Source organism: Pseudoalteromonas piscicida (assembly GCF_002208135.1).
In the GTDB taxonomy this organism is placed as follows: domain Bacteria; phylum Pseudomonadota; class Gammaproteobacteria; order Enterobacterales; family Alteromonadaceae; genus Pseudoalteromonas; species Pseudoalteromonas piscicida_A.
On the sequence record NZ_CP021646.1, the window covers coordinates 938047 to 956160 of the forward strand.

Consider the following 18114-nt stretch of genomic DNA (forward strand, 5'->3'; position numbering starts at 1 on the left):
AGGAAACTGATACAAAATACGCCTTCTAACATTATTCAACTCTAGCCAGGTGTTCTTCTTAATACAAGGCAAATTTGAGCGTCAATAGCTAGCAACTGCTAGAGAACAAGTTATTATTCCTAGTTTAGGTTATTTTATAAAGGCCAAAAGCCATGATAGAAATAGTGCTTATTATCGGCCTTATTCTATTTGTTTCTCTGTATTGGAACTGGGAAAAAATTCAAAGACTGCGGTGGCAAAGAAAATACCAAGAGCAAACGCTGAGTGCGTCAGATAAGCAGGTGTTGCTAAAATATATGCCTATCTATCGTAATATGACAGATGCTGATCGCGCACAGTTAGAAAAACATATTGTGTGGTTTCTTGGCGAAAAACGTGTACTTGGTAGAGATGGGTTAACGGTGTCACGACCAATGACTTTAATTATTGCTGCAGATGCTTGTTTACTGGTACTTAAGCAAGCTTGGCCACTCTATCCCAATGTCAAAGAAATATTACTGTATCCCAGCAGCTATTATGCGCCACAAACTTCTAGAGATGGTGCTGGTTTGGTTAGTTTTCACCAAACGGTTCGTCAAGGAGAATCTTGGCCTGGAGGTACTTTAGTGCTGAGTTGGCACGATGTACTTGAGGGAAATCGATTACCCGAGGATGGTCACAACTTGGTGTTTCATGAGTTCGCCCATCAACTTGACCAACAGACTGGTGCAACAAATGGGACGCCTGCGTTACCTGAAGGAATGAATTACCAAGACTGGGGGAGAGTGCTATCAAAGGCCTATCAGCACTTAAAAATGCAGCTGTCTTACAATATGCCTCATGCGATTCATTCTTACGGTGCGACAAACGAAGCGGAGTTTTTCGCCGTGGTAACAGAAACGTTTATTGAAAAACCCTACGAGCTCAGACAAGAAAACCCAGAGCTATACAATTTGCTGAAAGACTACTATCAGTTTGAACCGAGAGATTGGCAACGACATTAATGCATACTTGACGATAGCTAAAATAAAAAAACCGCTCAGTTGAGCGGTTTTTTCTTAAGAACTTCGATTAAGAAAAGCTAATTTCTTTTCTTTCGCGTTTTTCTCTTCTTTGACCTTCAGGACGACGCTTATCGCCACCACCATTACGTGGGTCTTTAAAGCTACGCTTGCGGTCTCTTTGCTCTTCGCCTCTGCCCTGACCTTGATCAGCTGGGTGAGTACTCTTAGTCATATTCATAGGACGTTGACAGATGTGAACGCTCTTGAAGTGACCAAGCACATCGCTTGGCATGTTCTGCGGTAATTGGACCGTACTGTGTTCATTGAACAGACGGATTTCACCGATGAACTTGCTTGAGATATCCGCTTCGTTTGCGATAGCACCAACGATGTTCTTAACTTGAACACCATGGTCACGACCCACTTCGATACGATAAGTATCCATTGGACCCGATGCACGGTCACGGCTACGAGATTTGCGTTCACCACGCTCGCCACGTTCACCACGGCTACCGTCTCTGTCGCGGCGCTCGCCACGACGGTCGTCACGTTCTCTACGCTCACGCTGTTGAATTTGAATATCTTCAACTTTCAGCGGCGTTTGTTGCTGAGCAAGACACAACAGCGCTGCTGCTAAGTCTTCTTGGCTCAGCTCTAGCTTTTGAGCAAGTCCTGATGCCACTTTAGAGAAGAACTCAATGTCTTTGTGCTCTAGCGCTGTAGAGATTTTAGCCTCTAATGCACCAATACGCTTTTCTTCAACTACTTTTGCACTTGGTAATTCAACCTGTGCAATATCAGAGCGCGTATGACGCATAATGTTCTTAAGTAAGTAACGCTCGTTGTTCTTAACGAACAAGATTGCTTTACCTTGACGACCAGCACGGCCTGTACGACCGATACGGTGAACATAAGCTTCACAGTCTTGTGGGATATCGTAGTTAACAACGAGGCTTAGACGCTCTACGTCAAGACCACGTGCGGCAACATCTGTTGCGATAACGATATCAAGTAAGCCGCTCTTAAGACGATCTACTGTGCGCTCACGCGCCTGTTGGTTCATGTCGCCGTTGAGCGGTGCAGCTGAGAAGCCTTCGCGCTCTAGTAACTCTGCAAGCTGAACAGTGTCGTTACGTGTACGTACGAACACGATAGCACCGTCGTAATCTTCCGCTTCTAAGAAACGCACGATAGCTTTGTTTTTGTGTGCAGTTGCACGCCAGTAAACTTGCTCGATCGTTGATACTGTAGAGTTTCGCGGAGTGATCTTAACTTGTTCAGCGTTGTCTAAATACTTATTACAGATTGATTGGATCTGCTTAGGCATAGTCGCAGAGAACAAACAAGTTTGCTTCTCTTCCGGTGTTTTCTCCATGATGCTTTCAACATCATCGATAAAGCCCATGCGTAGCATTTCATCTGCTTCATCAAGCACAAGCGCGTTTAGACCAGAAAGGTCAATCGTCTTGCGGTTGATGTGGTCAATCAAACGACCTGGTGTTGCCACAATAATTTGGGCACCACGGCGTAGAGCACTTAGCTGAATGCCGTAGCTTTGGCCACCATAAAGCGCCAATACTTCAACGCCTTTAGTATATTTAGCATATTGCTGAAATGCTTCAGCAACTTGAATAGCTAGCTCACGCGTTGGCGTAAGCACAAGGATTTGTGGTTGTTTAACGGATGCGTCTACTTGGTTTAACAATGGCAGTGCAAATGCTGCCGTTTTACCTGTACCCGTCTGCGCTAGTCCCAGTACGTCTTTTCTTTCTAGCAATAACGGTATACATTGAGCTTGGATCTCAGAAGGTGTTTTATATCCTTGCTCTTCGACTGCTTTTAAAATTGCAGGTGAAAGGTCTAAAGATTCAAACGTGACTGGTTCTGACATTAATGCGCCTCAACTATTTTAAAGAGGCGCGAATTGTACAGGAAAGATAAAACAAAAGCTTGCATAAATTCACACTATTTTATATGTGCCTGATATTGGTTAAAATTTAATCTGCCCGAGATTGTGGAATTTACTGGTAAAGGCCTAAATTGGCTTTTGCATAGGCTTCGAATTCAGTAAAACCACCAATATGATCTTGGTCGATAAAAATCTGAGGTACGGTGGGGCAAGGTTTGCCCGCTGACTTTTCAAGGTCGGCTTTGCTCACGCCTTCTTTAATGATGTCAACATAGCGAAAATTGAAATCATCACGCTCTTGGGTTAAACGCTCAGCCACTTCTTTTGCACGGACACAAAACGGACAACCTTCACGACCAAAAATAACAGTAAACATATTCTTCTCCTCTAAGTGAATAGCTTCAGTATAGAGGATTAATCATGAAGGTAAATTGAATTAAAATGATGAGATTAATTCAAAAAAGCGATTAACTTCGATAGACGGTTTTGATCAAGTGGAAGCCGAACTTGGTTTTTACTGGGCCGTGCACTTCAAATAACGGCTTTTTGAATACCACATCGTCAAAGGCCTTCACCATATCCCCTTTGTTGAATTCACCGAGATCACCACCGCGCTTTTTAGAAGGGCAAAGGGAATGTTGTTTTGCCAATTTGCCAAAGTCAGCACCTTTGGCTAGTTTGGCTTTGATGTCTAAACACTCTTTTTCGGTTTTAACTAATATATGATAGGCGCACGCTTTAGGCATGAAGGGACTCTCATTATAAAAATAAATGCGATCATGCAGAGCTTGCGCGCCTATGGCAAGTTAAAATGTCACGCTGAAGCCAATAGAGGGACGCATTTCAAAGTCATCGCTTTCCTCTTCTATATATAAATCATTGATTGATTTGACCCTATCGTAATCAAGGTCAACATAGGCAGTATTATCTTGGCCATATGCATTCATCAGCTCCAAGATGAGCTTGCCATCGAGACCAAATAATTCTGTTTTGCGTTCAAAGCGAATATCTAGGCGGTGGTAGGTATCAAAACGCTCAGAGAATGGATCGCCATACACAGGTAAATAGCGGTTCGCAAAATCAGGGTTCTCTTTTACACCCACAATTGGGGTATAGGCTTGACCACTGCGAGCGGTAAAGTTAAAGCCTCCAGACCACTTTTCGCCAAAGTCATAGTGAAACACGGCATTCAGAATAAAAGGAGTATCGGCATAATAGTCACGCTTAATGCCGGTTAGCTCATCCTCACGCTCACTTTTTGCAAGGCTTACTGCAATCCAACCATACCAGTCATCGGTTTTGTTTTTGTTAACTATAAAATCAACGCCGTAGGCTGTACCGGAAGTTCCATTGATGTAGTTTACTTGAGATAACGGCGCACTTTTTGGTAGGTCATCCATGGTTTTATAATAGGTCTCGACAGAATATGACCACTCATTTTCCAACTCCTGTTTGAAACCTAAGGTATAGTGAGTTGAACGCTGAGCATCAAGCTCAGGGTTACCAACTACAGGCAAAATATATTCAAGGTCTTGAATGCGGCTGTAAGTACCAGCTTTGGCTGAGATCACCGTGTCATCGTTATAGAAGTAATTGAGCGCAAGGCGCGGATGAACAATCGTCTCATCACTGTAATCATAATATTCGCCCACTATTCCTAATTCACTTTGCCAGTTTGGTGAAAATTGCCAAACGTGATTAACTCCAATAAAGGCAGAATCTGTTCCTGCACTCGATGTGCCCTTAATCCTTTCACCTTTATTTAGATCACAATCGGGGTCAAACTCGGTGCAAACATAGTTAAAAGCATCGTAGCGGTAGGTGGATTTTTTGTCGTAGTAGCCGGCATCTGCAATGACACGATGCTCTTTGTTTAGTTTATAACTGGCTCGCACTTTATAGCTGAGTTGTTCTTCTTCGAAGTTTTCAAAGTAGCCATCAGATAAAGTCGCGCGTTGACCGTAGCGCATAGTGGCTTGGTGATTGAGATAACCGACGCCTGCGCGAATATGTAAGTCTTTGGCGTAGTGGTCCCACAATACGTTCTGACTATTAAATTTACGAATGTAGCGAGCATCGCCCTGATATTCCGGGGTTTTAAGGGCAAGATCTGATGCGCCCGAAAACCCAGCTGCAACCGAATCCTCCGCACCGTTGATATTTACCGTTAAGGTGTTATTTGCGTTGATATCCCACAGCCACTTAGCTTGATAATCGTGATCATCCGGTGGATCGTTAATGGTGACTCCTGTTGGCTTGCCATCATCATCCTCAAGCTCCTCGCCATCACTGAAAAACAGCGGTAGGGTACTTTTTCTTGCTGACACATAAAATGCAGAGTTTTCGGTCGCTTTACCCTCAACAAAAATACCTGCGTTAAACATCGTTAAATCTAGCGTGGTGGCAATATCTTGATATTTTGGATTACGCAGCGTGACGTCAAATACGGCACCTGTGGCATTGCTGTAACTGGTACCAAATCCAGCAGAGTTTAGCTGAAAGTCTTGAATTGTGTTGCGGTTGAAGATAGAGCTGCCGAAATCGTGAAATATATATCCTGCTGGCATAAAGTCCACTTCAAAGATATTGTCGTCAGGAGAAGAGCCTCGCACAGCAGGTGCGCCCATTGACCCACCCGCAGCAACAACGCCCGGTAGAGCAAAAGCTGCCCTGAGCGGATCGCCCATTGCTCCAGGCATATCTACGAGTTTTTGTGCATCTTCGGTAATTTCAGAAATAACGGAGCTCCGTTTGTAGACAACTTCAATGTGTTCAATTTTTTCCTCCTCGGCTAATGCATGATTAGCCATGGTAGTGCAGAGCACGAGGAGTGAAATCTTGCTGAGTGTAAAGTGTGGGGCGTGGCGCATGGTCGGCTTCCTATTCATCCTTTAAGATGTGCGTCAGCCTAAACGAAATAATTGTTGATTAATTTCAGAGAGTCGTAATTAATTGTAAGCGATTTAGTGAGCTTTCTTACAATCTCACTCGGATCCCTATCTCAGATGAGTAACCTACAGAGCGCTCGGTTATTTTGAAGCTTTCATCAAGTACATAATATGTAGGGTAAGCCTGTACTTTATACGCTTGTGCCGTGTTCTGATTGCCGAGTAATATGGGCATGTCTAATTGTAGATCGCTGACAAACTTTGTTACTTCTTCGGTGGAACGATAATCCAACGCAATCGCCACCGCCTTGACTTTGCCTTGCTGATGTAATTTATCAATATTTGGCATGCTCACTCGACATACGCCGCACCAAGGCGCAAAAAAATACACCACACTTTGTTGGCCTTTAAGTTGAATAGACGAATAAGTTTGCTTGGATTGTAAAATGGGTAGGTGAAATGGTGGCGCCGTTTGCTCTCCCGAGTCGGCAAGCATATTCCTTTCTTGATAGGCTGAGATGGCGAAAAACACCAGCACAATGATGAAAGCTTGGCCAAGTAGCTTGAGCATATAAATGATCCGTGATAACAGTAAGCGACAATAAAGACCGCAGTGTAGCGATCTTTATTGTAGCGGATCAATGTATTTGAGCTTAACCGTAGGGATTGTCGCCTAGGTAGCGTTTTGCTTTTTGCTCTTTCAATTTCGCTAAGTCAACGAGTACCAGACCATCGATACAGTTATTGAAGTCAGGATCTATACTAAAGCTTAGAAAATTCACGCCTTGCGCTTCGCAAAGCTCGGTATATTGCTTAAATAATGTGGGTACCTGCGCCCCCATATTAGCAAGAATATGTTTGAGCTCTGCGAAATCTTCCTTGATGTCATCGCCACTGAACATGTGTTGATAACGGTTAAGCTGATCATTACTCAGCTTCATTTCGTTGTTCGGCGTGGCGATACCTTCAAGGTTTGAAAAGTAATGTTGGTAGTGATATACCAACATGGCTTTTGCTTCATCCGGTAACGCGTTTGAAAGGCTGACTGCACCAAACATATAACGGTGTTCTGGGTAGCGCTTTACAAATGCACCGATCCCATACCACAGGTAATCTAGGCTCTTGCGGCCCAGTACTTAGGCTGCACAAAGCTGCGACCGAGTTCGAGGCCTTTTTCAAAATATGGGGCCATGGCTTCACTGTACGAAAATAAGCTATCGGTATAAAGCCCAGCTTGCCCGTGTTCTTCTATCACTTGCTTGGCGCTTGCAAGGCGGTAGGCACCTACCAGCTCAAGTTGTTTCGTGTCCCATAACAACAAATGGTGGTAGTGCATATCGTACTTATCGATATCACGACGGTTACCACTCCCTTCACCCACGGCCCTAAAGGCAATTTCTCGAAGGCGTCCAAGCTCTCTAAATATCACCGAGCTGCCGGTATATTGGTAAACGTATATTTGCATGCCGTCGGGCGTTTCACCGATACACTCGCACGCTTCCACTGCCTTTTTCAGTTCTTTACGATTTTCTGGAACTGCAATAGGGGTTTGTGTTTTGAGTGGCAGTGGTTTTTTGCTGGCAAGGCGATAAAGTTGCTTGCGAATAAGTGCTACTATCTCTTTGTCTTTAAGGTTATCAATAAGATAAGACTCTGGAGGAATGCTAGCGCCTATTTCAAATTCTAGTGACTTTTGCCTTTGTTTAAACATCTCTTTGACCAATAATAAACTGGCTAAAGGCTTATAAATCATACTGGTGCCGTAAAAGAACGGACTGTTTTTCGCTTTGATAAAAATGGGTAGAATGGGGCAATTGGCTTTTTTAGCCATTCTTAAAAAGCCAGAGTTCCATTTGCAGTCTTTAATACCGGTTGGGCTTAAGCGAGAGACTTCACCTGCTGGGAAAATAAGTAGCGCACCTTCCGATTTTAAATGCTTGTGAATGTTTGCCAGCTCTTGCTTTTTACTCGCTCCCGAGAGGTTATCAACAGGCAGTAATAGAGGATGCATTGGTGTAACCGACATCAACATCCGGTTAGCAACAACCTTCAAGTCAGGCCTTACTTGCGCCAGCACTTTGATTAGTGCCAGTGCATCTAAAGAGCCAATAGGGTGGTTTGCGACGATCACCACCGGACCTTCGCTTGGGATATGCTCTATTTGCTTTGGTTTGAAGCGAGCGTCAAAATCTAACTCATCGAGCACTTGTTCAACAAACTCGAGCCCCTGCAAATGGGGGTAGGTGTCAGCAAACGCGACAAACTCTTGCTCATGCAAGAGATAACCAAGTCCTTTTTTTACTAAACCTTTTACCTTTGGGGAGTTTTCAAGTTGTGGAAGATTTGCTTCAATGACTTTATCTACACTGATCATTTTTCATCACCTGTTGGCGCTTTTTTGCAAGAGTAAAAACTATTAATGACAAGAATGTTGCATTGGTATGTCATTTATTTTGCAGTGATAGCGTGTCGCGAGAATAAAGGAACAATATGGCTTTACTTATTTGTGTTACTGGTCGTAATAATGACAAGCTAGTTGCTAAGCTAGCAGCACTGTTGCCGCAGCAAACCTTGCTTGAATGGCCCGTTGATGATGTTAGCTTATTAAAGGAGGTCGAGTTTGTGCTGGCATGGAATGCGCCAGAGACGCTATGGTCACAGCTTCCTAATTTAAAAGTGGTGCATTCTTACGGTGCCGGTGTTGATAGCATTCCGATGCAGCTGTTACCACTACATGTAGAAGTTGCGCGTATCGTTGACCCAAATTTAGCGGATGATATGGCTGAATATGTATTAGGCCAACTATTAAGCCATAAGCTTAGAGTTAGAGAGTACGGGGATAACCAATCTGAGAAAATATGGAAACCAAGGCGCGCAAGAGCAGGTCGCTTGGTTGGTATTATGGGGATGGGCCAACTCGGCCTTGCGGCCGCGCATAAGCTACACGTGAATGGATTTAACATCAAAGGGTGGTCCGGCTCTGCAAAACAACTCGACAATATTGAGCACTTCAGTGGGCAAGATGAGCTAGCAGCTTTTCTTTCAGGCATTGATTATCTTGTGTGCCTTCTACCATTGACTGAACATACCAAAGGGATATTGAACGCCCAGCTATTTGCACTCGCGCCAGATCATTGCGTACTCATTAATGTCGCAAGAGGTGGTCATCTTAACGAGGCGGATTTACTCAATGCGTTAGCGGCTGAGACGTTTGGCGGGGCTATTTTAGACGTATTTGATACAGAACCGCTCCCTGCATCACATGCCTTTTGGCAGCAGCCAAACATTAGTATTACTCCACATGTTGCCGCATTAACCAGTTTGAATACGGCTGCTCAGCAAATTGCTAACAACTATCTAGCGATGCAGGAGGGCAGAACACTCGTTCATTTAGTTCAGAAAAAGCAGGGTTACTAATTATCCCGAGTTCAGGTCAACTAAAAGTTTTTTTTCAGGTAATTACAAATCGCCATTGAACGAGGATGTGTATCTGGTAGTGTAAACCACTGTATAAAAAAACATCTTGAGTGTTTATGAATGATGCATTAATTTAACAAAAAAACAATAATAAAAAGGTCTAACCCATGAAGCAAAGTCAAGGTGGCGCGAAATTATCACTTGTTGTGGTTTCGGTTATTTTGTTAGGTGTATCGGCTTGGTTTAATCAAGCTAGTGCAAGTGAACTTCAGGGGACGACACCCACCGCAAATAGCAAATAAGCCGAGTTTTACTCGGCTTTTTGTTTTTTAGCGTTTAGCGTGACGCTCTCTATTTTCTTGTTTTTTCTCTTCACTCTTTCTTAGTAGTACGTAAGTAGAGCCGCTACCACCATGGCATTTTAACGCAGAGTGAAATGCTAATACTTGTGGCATTTCTTGCAGCCATTTATTGGTATAGCTTTTGAGTACCGCGGGAAAGGGTTTACTGTTTAGACCAATGCCATGCCTTAACAATAACACTCGAATACTTTTTGCGTGGCAATCTGTAACAAAGTCAAACAAGGCTTTACGGGCATCATGAAATAGTTTGCCATGTAAGTCTAAGGTAGCATCAACTTGGTATTTACCTAATCTAAGATTTTTGTATACACCATCTTGGACGCCGCTTTTCTTATAGGCGAGTAGATCGTGTGGATCTAATAGATCAACGTACTCTGTGGATAAGTAATTAGGATCAAACTCAAGTTCTTGCTCGGCGGCCTCACGTTTTGCGAGTTGCGAGATAGTTGGTTCGTTCTTGTGACGGCGTAATTCTGCTTTTTTGTCTTGAGCGAGAGGAGTGACGTCGCCCATTGAAGCTAAAAATAGCTCTTCATCAGTCATGGCCATACAGCTTCTCCATTAACAAGCAATGATGGCCATGATTTTAGCGTACCGAAGTGAAATAGGGAACTAGTCGCTAGGAACTAGTTACTGCAAAGAACTAGTGAACTTCCAGTTGACCGAAGGTATAAACTTTGAATAGATAAAAAGTATTTATCAAAATCAGGCTAAGGTTAGAAATTACACTGGTGTTCATCAGATCTAGGCTAAACGAGATAAAAAGTACGCCACATGCGCACACGGCAGCTACTCTTAGTAGCGTTTTATGGTTAATAAAAAAGGCACCAAAACCTAAAGTAAGTAATACTAAGTTAAGTAGCCAGTCGAGCTCGTTTGCCATTGTCTGTTTGGTTCTCCAAATACGTTTAAAGGATCGCCATTATGGTGATCATTTATGCTTCATTCAACTGATAAATTTTATGATTTTCACATTAGAAATATTAATGGATTAATGGTGGCTGAATAGTTATGTAACGACTTCTGCATAAGTCAATATAAATACCCACACACACTTTTTATTTCCTTGTGAGTAGCCTCAGCTATAGTTAAGTATCTTTATGATTATCATAAACAAGTTGATGAATCAGCGCAGATTAAGAAACGCATATCTATACTTAGTTACATATGTACAGATCTAAGAGAGTTCCGCATAAGGCGATAATAAAAAGCCGTAGGCGACAAAAATAATTAAGGAAAGGCAATGAAAATGCTCAAGTACTACCTGTTTGCAAGTCTCTGTTTAGCCGCACTCACGATCCACAGTATAGGATCATGGTTAATGCTGCCACTTGCGTGGTTTACCGTCTCTATTTCTTTAGTTACTTTTGCTTATGCAACTAACTATCCTCACATATTTAGAAAGCATGGTACAGGCAAGATCCCTTGGTATGTAACCTGGCTATTTTGGCCTTATTTAGGATGCGTGCATTTGTACAATGCGATTGAACGAGGCAGGGATGTTGTTGATGCATTTCAGCCGCTTACAGATAATTTGTTTGTTGCTTGTCGGTTATTCCCAAGTGATGTGGATATGCTTAAAGCGGAGGGGATTGAGGCCATCTTAGATGTAACCGCAGAATTTGATGGATTAAACTGGTCTGCAGAGCAGCAAGGCTTACACTACCTCAATATTCCTGTACTAGATCACCAAGCGCCCACCTCAGAGCAATTAGCGCATGGCATGGCATGGATAGCGGCACAGCATGAACTAAAGCGTAAGGTCGTGGTGCATTGTGCATTGGGCCGAGGACGCTCAGTGTTCTTTTGTACGGCATATTTGCTTGCGACCAACTCTGATTACACGGTTCGTGAAGCACTCGAAAAAATTCAAAACCGCCGTGAAACGGCAAGGTTAAACAAGCATCAGCTAAAAGGGCTGACAAAGCTGCACCACAGCCAAAATTTTACCCATAGCGAACAGGCTGCGTTGATCATTAACCCTGTGTCGGGTTCGGGTAAGTGGTTTTCCTATGAAAACGAAATTGTGGGTATGCTTACGGAAAAATATAACTTATCCATTCACTTTACAGAGAAAGAGACAGATGTTGCAGCTTTGGCTAAACAAATCATGTCTGAAAAACAGCCAAATATTATTGTCGCAGGAGGCGGTGACGGCACATTAGCAAGTGTTGCTCATGGGGTTCATCAAAGTGATGTACTGTTTGGTATTTTACCTTTAGGTACTGCAAATTCCTTAGCGACTGTGTTACTTGGTTCTATGTCCAAGATAGACCCCATCAACCGTGCCTGTGAAGCTATTTTAGCGGGTAAAACTAAGTCTATTGATATAATGAACTGCAACGGTCGTACCGCACTTCTAGCAGCGGCAATTGGATTTGGCCAGGAAATGATCGAAAAGGCCGGGCGTGAAGAAAAAAATGACTCGGGGCAACTCGCCTATATTCGAGGCCTTTGGCAGGCGGTAAGTGAAAATAAGCCCCTTAATTTTAAAGTGAGCTTTGATGGCGCTGAGCAATCTCAAATAGAATGTGTTAGTCTGGTTGTTGCGAATGCAGCGCCAAAAACCACAATTCTTGCTCAAGGCCATGGAGAGCCAATCTATGACGATGGCAAACTAGACATCACTATTTTACCGGTTGAACCGGATGGCGCGCAGAATCTTACGGTAGCCGAACTTATTTTACCTAAGCTAAACGGCGAACCTTCTAATATTCGCACCGAACAGTGCGAAAAGATAAGTATAGAATTTGAACAAGAACAACACTTTGCACTAGATGGTGAAGTGCTTAGTGCAAAAAGTATTGAAATAGTGACCCAAAAGCACGCACTGAACGTACTGGTTCCGAATTAGGTATTTTGCGGCCATTCAGTTAGTGTGCATAAGATAACGATTAAAAGTGGAAACACTATTGGAGTATTGAGAGAGGGACTCAATTGAAAACCGTTTTATTAGTAGATGACGATCATGATTTTGCAGAGCTGGCTTGTCGTATAGTTGAATATTTGGGCCATGACGCGTGTTTGGCGAATGATTTGGCGTCTGCCAGGCAATGGCTAGAAACGCAAAGTTTTGATCATATCTTTCTTGATTTTATGCTGCCAGATGGCAGCGGTTTACATTTAGTAGACGAAATAAGAACAGCAGGGATACGCACACCCATTACAATGGTAACGGGACATCCATCGGTAAAATCAGCGTTGTCACAGCTTTGTCATGACGGACTAAATTACCTTACGAAGCCCGTTGATGCAGATGATTTTAGAAACGCTTTAAGCCCTTCTAAGAACAAAACTAAGCGCACTGAGAGTCAAGCTCATTTTGGTGTGTTGCTGGGTGAGTCTGCCAAAATGAAGCATTTATATAAGATGATAGAGCGTGTGGCAGGTACCGATGCTAATGTGATGTTGATGGGGGAAAGTGGTGTGGGTAAAGAGATGTTTGCCCGCGCTATTCATAATGCCAGCACAGTGACGGGGGATTTGGTTAATGTAAACTGTGGTGCAATCCCGAAAGATTTGATTGGTAGCGAACTGTTTGGTCACGAAAAAGGCGCGTTTACGGGAGCAAATGCTCAAAAAGTCGGCGTATTTGAGCAAGCAGAGAATGGCACTCTATTTTTGGATGAATTAACCGAAATGCCAATCGAGCAACAGCCAAACTTGCTACGTGTGCTTGAAACGCATACAGTGACTCGAGTTGGTGGTACAAAACCAATAAAAGTAAATTGTCGGGTAATATCGGCGACCAATCGCAGCGTTGAAGATATTGCCACCAATGACGTACTGCGAGAGGATATTTATTTCCGTTTGGCGGTGTTTCCAATTCAAATCCCACCCCTCAGAGAGAGAAAGGAAGACATTCCATTGCTCGCCGAGCATTTTCTACAAAGTTTGAATAAAAAAGGTCGCAGTCAATATGTGATTAAGGCGGCGGATATGAGCCGTTTGGTTGAATATGACTGGCCTGGTAATGTTCGTGAACTCAAGCACACTATCCACCGTGCCTATATTATGGCTGATCACGACGATCACAGCTTAGTGTTTGATGCGAACTTCGCTTCACCTTTTGCACAGGCTAAACGCATGGTAGAACACGCGCAGTTAAATCGCGCTCCAATTCCACCGCAGGTGGGCACTTCAAGCAGAGCAAACGCGATTCAAATACCAACGCCTGAAATGAAACCAGGTAAAACCATAGAAGAAGTGGAAAGAGAACTGATCTACCACACGTTAGAATCAGTAGAAGGTAATAAAACACTGGCCGCGCGCATGCTTGGGATCAGTACAAAAACACTCTACAACCGTTTAAACGCCTACGAGGGAGAAACACAGTCATAATTTCGGGGAGGAAAAATGACACACCATGATCAAGGCACACTAGCTAAGTTAGTACATGATGCACGAAAGCCTTTGAATCAAATTTCAATGAACTCTGAGTTGATCAAGCTTATTGCGGAACAACCTGATTCTCAACAACAGATAATCGAGATAGCAAATACGATTATTAAAGCAACCAAAGAGTGTAGCGAGCTGTTACAGACGCTAGTGGAGCAAGGAAATGATGAGTGAACGATGAATCAAAGTTTAGTTATTTCATGAACTTAAGTAATAAACTGAACTTTATCTGGTTTGCGGTGGTTGTGAGTGTTGGCCTTGTTGCGTCCAATGCCCTAATCGGTTTTAACAATGTTAAAGAATTAAATCAAGTTCAACAGAGTATCCGTAACACCAGCGAAGTAATGATGTCACTGGATCAGCTGCATATTGCGATGCTAAATGCGGAGGCTGGACAAAGAGCATTTTTAATCTCAAATAAAGAAAGCGATTTAGCACCCTTTAGAAAGGCATTACAAAATCTTGATGAGAGTATAGCCAGGGTTGGTCAGAGTCGCTCAGAAAGTGACGTACAGCAACAAAAGATCAATGTTTATGTCGATGGAGTGAAGGAGCGGTTCAAAACCTTGCAAAGCACGGTGATAGTGGCGCGTAACACCGATGTGGGTAACGAAACTCAACTACTCGACCGAGCTACTGAATCAGGTGGTGACTTACGAGAAGAATTTACTCAAATCATGGCTGCGGAGGTAGATATTCGAACTATTCAGCTAAATCAGCTGAAACGTGTCCGCAAAGAAGCACAAATTAATATCGTGGTGTTTACTTTGTTGAGCGCCGTGATGATTTTCGCCATTTTGTTGCTTTTAGTAGTCAATCTGCGCAGTGCAAAAAGAGCGAAGAGCGAATTAGAAAAAGCAAACGATCACCTAGAAGAAAAAGTGCAAGCACGTACCGAAGCGTTAGAACATTACGCTGAAGAGCTCAATCGTAGTAACCGTGAGCTAGAAGACTTTGCATTTGTCGCATCTCACGACCTGCAAGAACCGCTGAGAAAGATCCGTGCTTTTGGCGATCGCATCGAAAAGAATTATGGTGAGCACTTAGATGACAAAGGCAAGGATTATTTGGCTCGAATGACAAATGCCGCGCTGCGGATGTCAACGCTCATTACCGACTTACTTGAGTTATCTCGTGTAACCACCAGAGCAAAGCCTTTTGAAGAGCAGGATCTCAATCAAGTTTTACAGTTTGTGTTGGACGATTTAGAAATTGCGGTCAACGACAGTAATGCAACCGTAAACTTAGACGTTTTACCAACAATAAAATGCGATGCCAGTCAAATACATCAGCTGTTTTTAAATCTACTTTCTAACGCTATCAAGTTTAGGGTAGAAGGGCGCGATCCGATTATTACAATTGCGGTTGAAAACAGCCAATTGATGAGTCAAGATGCCTATACTTTTGTAGTGGAAGATAATGGCGTTGGCTTTGACGTTGAATACGCAGAGAAAATATTCTCGCCTTTCCAACGATTGCATGACAGAAAAAAATATGCTGGTACTGGTATCGGTTTAACCGTGTGTAGGCGCATTGTTGAGCGACATGGCGGAACGATTTCAGCGACCAGTGAAGATGGTAAAGGTGCTAAATTCACGATCACATTACTCGCTGAACCAACACCAATTATTCAGGAACTGAAGAATGAACTATAAAAAAACTCAGCCGATCCATATTCTGATGGCGGATGATGACGAAGATGATCGCTTATTGGCGCAAGACGCTTTAGAAGAAAGCCGAGTACTCAATGCGTTTCAATTTGTTAAGGATGGGGTTGAGCTTTTGGAATACTTAAGAAATGAGGGAGAGTATACTGATAAACAGCAGTACCCAAGACCTAACCTTATTTTACTTGACCTGAATATGCCAAGAATGGATGGTAGAGAAGCGTTACAAGAAATCAAAAAAGACCCAATACTTCGCTCTATTCCTGTGGTTATTCTAACTACCTCAAAAGAGGAAGAAGACAAACTAAGAGGTTACGACTCAGGAGCCGCATCTTACATTACTAAGCCTGTTGATTTTGATGGCTTAGTCGATTTGATGAAGCATTTAGGCAAGTACTGGATTGAAATAGTAGAACTTCCGAATTAATCCTATGGCGCTTGTACAAGCAAGCGCTATCTCATCCCATTGTCCCATATTTTTTCAACTTAACGTGACGACCTAAACGAATTAGTATCACTTCATTTTCGGAGACCAGTATGAGAAAGGAGTCAGTCAGTGAAGTCAATGTGCTACTCATTGAAGATGACGAAGACGATTATATTTTAACCTTAGATTATTTACAGTCTATCCCTAACTTTAAATTCAACCTCGTTTGGCAAAGCCAATACCATCAAGCCCTAGAAGCACTCGAGAGTAATGGCTTCGATCTTTGCTTATTAGATTATCAATTAGGCCCGCAAACTGGTTTGAGTGTGTTAAAAGAAGCCAGAGCAAGACAGGTTCATACGCCGATAATCATGCTGACAGGGCAATCAGATGAAGTGTTGGATAACGAAGCCCTTAAAGCGGGTGCCGAAGACTTCGTTCTCAAGTCAGAGATCAGCAGTGCACGATTTATTCGTTCCATTCGCTATGCTTTGGCCCGCAAAGAGCTTGAACGTGAGCGTTTAGAGCGATTGCGGGTAGAATCTGACAGTCGTGCAAAAGACCGCTTTCTGGCACATTTAAGCCATGAGTTGAGAACGCCGTTAACTTCTATCTTAGGTTACACCAATCTCCTCCTTTCTCGAGAGGAGCTGCAGAACGTTAAGCCCGAGTTATCTATAATCAATAATAATAGCGAGCACTTACTTAACTTGTTAAACGATGTGCTCGATCTATCAAAGTTAAATGAAAACCGATTACAGCTAAATAAGCAGAGCACGTGTTTAAATAGCTTTCTAAGTGACTTATTTAGTTTGTTTAAAATGGCCGCTGCTAAGAAAGGCTTGAGTTTTAGTATCGAGGCTAAAACGCCATTGCCGCAGGATGTAAAAGTAGATAAGACGAGATTAAAGCAGGTACTCATCAACATTATTTATAATGCGATTAAGTTTACGAGCTCCGGTTTTGTGAAGGTCGAGATCACATTACAAGCGGATGCAAAACTTGAATTCAAGGTGATTGATACAGGTATTGGTATTCCTTGCGAGAAGCTTAAACGTATATTTAAGCCTTTTGAACAAGTGCAAAACGTCACGACTCGCACAGACGAAGGTGCCGGTCTTGGTTTGGCTATTAGCTCCGCACTCATTAAGTTGATGGGAGGCGAGCTTGCGGTTGAGTCGACCTTGGGAGAGGGGAGTGAATTTGGGTTTAGTATTGACCTTGATACTATCGATGAAATGACCCTTGCGCCACTGATGCTAGATAAGACCCAAAGTGCGACCGATAACTCGTTCCCATCTGATCTGAAAGGACATATCCTTATCGTTGAAGACATTAGTGAGATCCAGATGTTATTGCGCACTTTGATTGGTCAAACCGGCTCAACCGCTGAAATTGCGGGCGATGGCATTGAAGCGCTCGCGATGCTTAAGGATGACCCAGATAAATATGATTTAATCCTTATGGACTTGCATATGCCGAGAATGGATGGCCGAGACACGATAGTTGCTCTCAGAGAGCGTGGTATTGACTTACCCGTTGTCGCACTGACAGCAGCAGCTCAAAAAGGCACAAAAGAAGAGCTAATGGCGCTTGGTTTTAGCGATATGATGAGCAAACCTGTCAATGTCTCTGAATTCGGAGAATGTTTAGAACTCTACTTGAGTGACGGGTTAGTAACGTCTAGGGACGATGCAGAGCAAGCTATCGGTGCTTTGCAGTTTTTAGTGGTAGAAGACGACGCCGATACGCGCAACCTTCTCAAGCTACTGCTTAATTCACTGCAAGTGAATGTGGTTACGGCTGATAGTGCGCAAAGCTGTTGGCAGCATTTTGTTGGTTCTGAGCGCTTTGACACGATTTTACTGGATATAGGTCTGCCTGATAAGTCAGGACTTACGCTTGCGCGAGAGATAAAAGCACAAGATCCCAGTCAGCATATCGTGATCGCTAGTGGTTTCGATCCTGAGCCGGAAAAATTGGCCGAGTCGCAAGTAGATGAAGTGTTATTAAAGCCTATTACACTGGTGGATCTGAAAGAAGTCAAAGAAAAGCTGGTTTAG

Annotated in this window: 16 protein-coding genes and 1 pseudogene; 9 read left to right on the plus strand and 8 right to left on the minus strand. The window is 43.1% G+C overall.

Going from position 1 to position 18114, the window contains the following annotated elements; genetic code table 11:
- Nucleotides 1-152 precede the first annotated feature (152 nt).
- Complete coding sequence (locus B1L02_RS04425; protein WP_088530078.1) at nt 153-983, plus strand: M90 family metallopeptidase; 831 nt, start codon at nt 153-155, stop codon at nt 981-983.
- 67 nt (nt 984-1050) lie between these two features.
- On the opposite strand, the gene B1L02_RS04430 is transcribed toward B1L02_RS04425, so the two are convergent.
- From B1L02_RS04430 to B1L02_RS04455, 6 genes and pseudogenes are all read right to left on the minus strand, one after another.
- Nucleotides 1051-2874: a DEAD/DEAH box helicase gene (locus B1L02_RS04430; RefSeq protein ID WP_088530079.1), complete on the minus strand. Its 1824-nt coding sequence runs from the start codon at nt 2872-2874 to the stop codon at nt 1051-1053.
- Nucleotides 2875-3004: 130 nt separating this feature from the next.
- Complete coding sequence (locus tag B1L02_RS04435; RefSeq protein ID WP_010378880.1) at nt 3005-3268, minus strand: GrxA family glutaredoxin; 264 nt, start codon at nt 3266-3268, stop codon at nt 3005-3007.
- A 91-nt stretch (nt 3269-3359) separates the two neighbouring features.
- Complete coding sequence (locus B1L02_RS04440) at nt 3360-3638, minus strand: peptidylprolyl isomerase (RefSeq protein WP_010378882.1); 279 nt, start codon at nt 3636-3638, stop codon at nt 3360-3362.
- A 60-nt stretch (nt 3639-3698) separates the two neighbouring features.
- A complete protein-coding gene (locus B1L02_RS04445; protein WP_088530080.1) occupies nt 3699-5762 on the minus strand; it encodes a TonB-dependent receptor plug domain-containing protein in 2064 nt (687 codons plus the stop codon).
- Nucleotides 5763-5868: 106 nt separating this feature from the next.
- Entirely contained in the window at nt 5869-6351 is a 483-nt protein-coding gene (locus B1L02_RS04450) for a TlpA family protein disulfide reductase (protein WP_088530081.1), read from the minus strand.
- A gap of 82 nt (nt 6352-6433) precedes the next feature.
- A pseudogene (locus B1L02_RS04455) lies at nt 6434-8154 on the minus strand (GNAT family N-acyltransferase).
- A gap of 116 nt (nt 8155-8270) precedes the next feature.
- Here B1L02_RS04455 and B1L02_RS04460 point away from each other — a divergent pair.
- Nucleotides 8271-9197 (plus strand): 2-hydroxyacid dehydrogenase, encoded by a 927-nt coding sequence (locus tag B1L02_RS04460; RefSeq protein WP_088530082.1) that lies wholly within the window; start codon nt 8271-8273, stop codon nt 9195-9197.
- 167 nt (nt 9198-9364) lie between these two features.
- Nucleotides 9365-9499, plus strand: a complete 135-nt coding sequence (locus B1L02_RS24985; protein ID WP_010378895.1) for a hypothetical protein — start codon at nt 9365-9367, stop codon at nt 9497-9499.
- 27 nt (nt 9500-9526) lie between these two features.
- On the opposite strand, the gene smrA is transcribed toward B1L02_RS24985, so the two are convergent.
- Together smrA and B1L02_RS04470 are read right to left on the minus strand one after the other, a co-directional pair.
- Nucleotides 9527-10108, minus strand: coding sequence for a DNA endonuclease SmrA (smrA, locus tag B1L02_RS04465; RefSeq protein ID WP_088530083.1), 582 nt, complete (start codon nt 10106-10108; stop codon nt 9527-9529).
- 94 nt (nt 10109-10202) lie between these two features.
- Nucleotides 10203-10442 (minus strand): hypothetical protein, encoded by a 240-nt coding sequence (locus B1L02_RS04470; protein WP_088530084.1) that lies wholly within the window; start codon nt 10440-10442, stop codon nt 10203-10205.
- A gap of 360 nt (nt 10443-10802) precedes the next feature.
- Between B1L02_RS04470 and B1L02_RS04475 the strand changes: the two genes are divergently transcribed.
- From B1L02_RS04475 to B1L02_RS04500, 6 genes are all read left to right on the plus strand, one after another.
- Nucleotides 10803-12413, plus strand: coding sequence for a diacylglycerol kinase family protein (locus B1L02_RS04475; RefSeq protein ID WP_088530085.1), 1611 nt, complete (start codon nt 10803-10805; stop codon nt 12411-12413).
- Nucleotides 12414-12496: 83 nt separating this feature from the next.
- The gene (locus B1L02_RS04480; RefSeq protein ID WP_088530086.1) at nt 12497-13900 is read left to right on the plus strand and encodes a sigma-54-dependent transcriptional regulator; all 1404 of its coding nucleotides are present in this window, start codon (nt 12497-12499) and stop codon (nt 13898-13900) included.
- A 15-nt stretch (nt 13901-13915) separates the two neighbouring features.
- Nucleotides 13916-14131, plus strand: a complete 216-nt coding sequence (locus B1L02_RS04485) for a histidine kinase (RefSeq protein ID WP_088530087.1) — start codon at nt 13916-13918, stop codon at nt 14129-14131.
- A complete protein-coding gene (locus B1L02_RS04490) occupies nt 14128-15612 on the plus strand; it encodes a sensor histidine kinase (protein WP_088530088.1) in 1485 nt (494 codons plus the stop codon). The genes B1L02_RS04485 and B1L02_RS04490 overlap by 4 nt, the downstream gene beginning before the upstream one ends.
- Complete coding sequence (locus tag B1L02_RS04495) at nt 15602-16051, plus strand: response regulator (protein ID WP_088530089.1); 450 nt, start codon at nt 15602-15604, stop codon at nt 16049-16051. The genes B1L02_RS04490 and B1L02_RS04495 overlap by 11 nt, the downstream gene beginning before the upstream one ends.
- A gap of 110 nt (nt 16052-16161) precedes the next feature.
- Nucleotides 16162-18114: a response regulator gene (locus B1L02_RS04500; RefSeq protein WP_088530090.1), complete on the plus strand. Its 1953-nt coding sequence runs from the start codon at nt 16162-16164 to the stop codon at nt 18112-18114.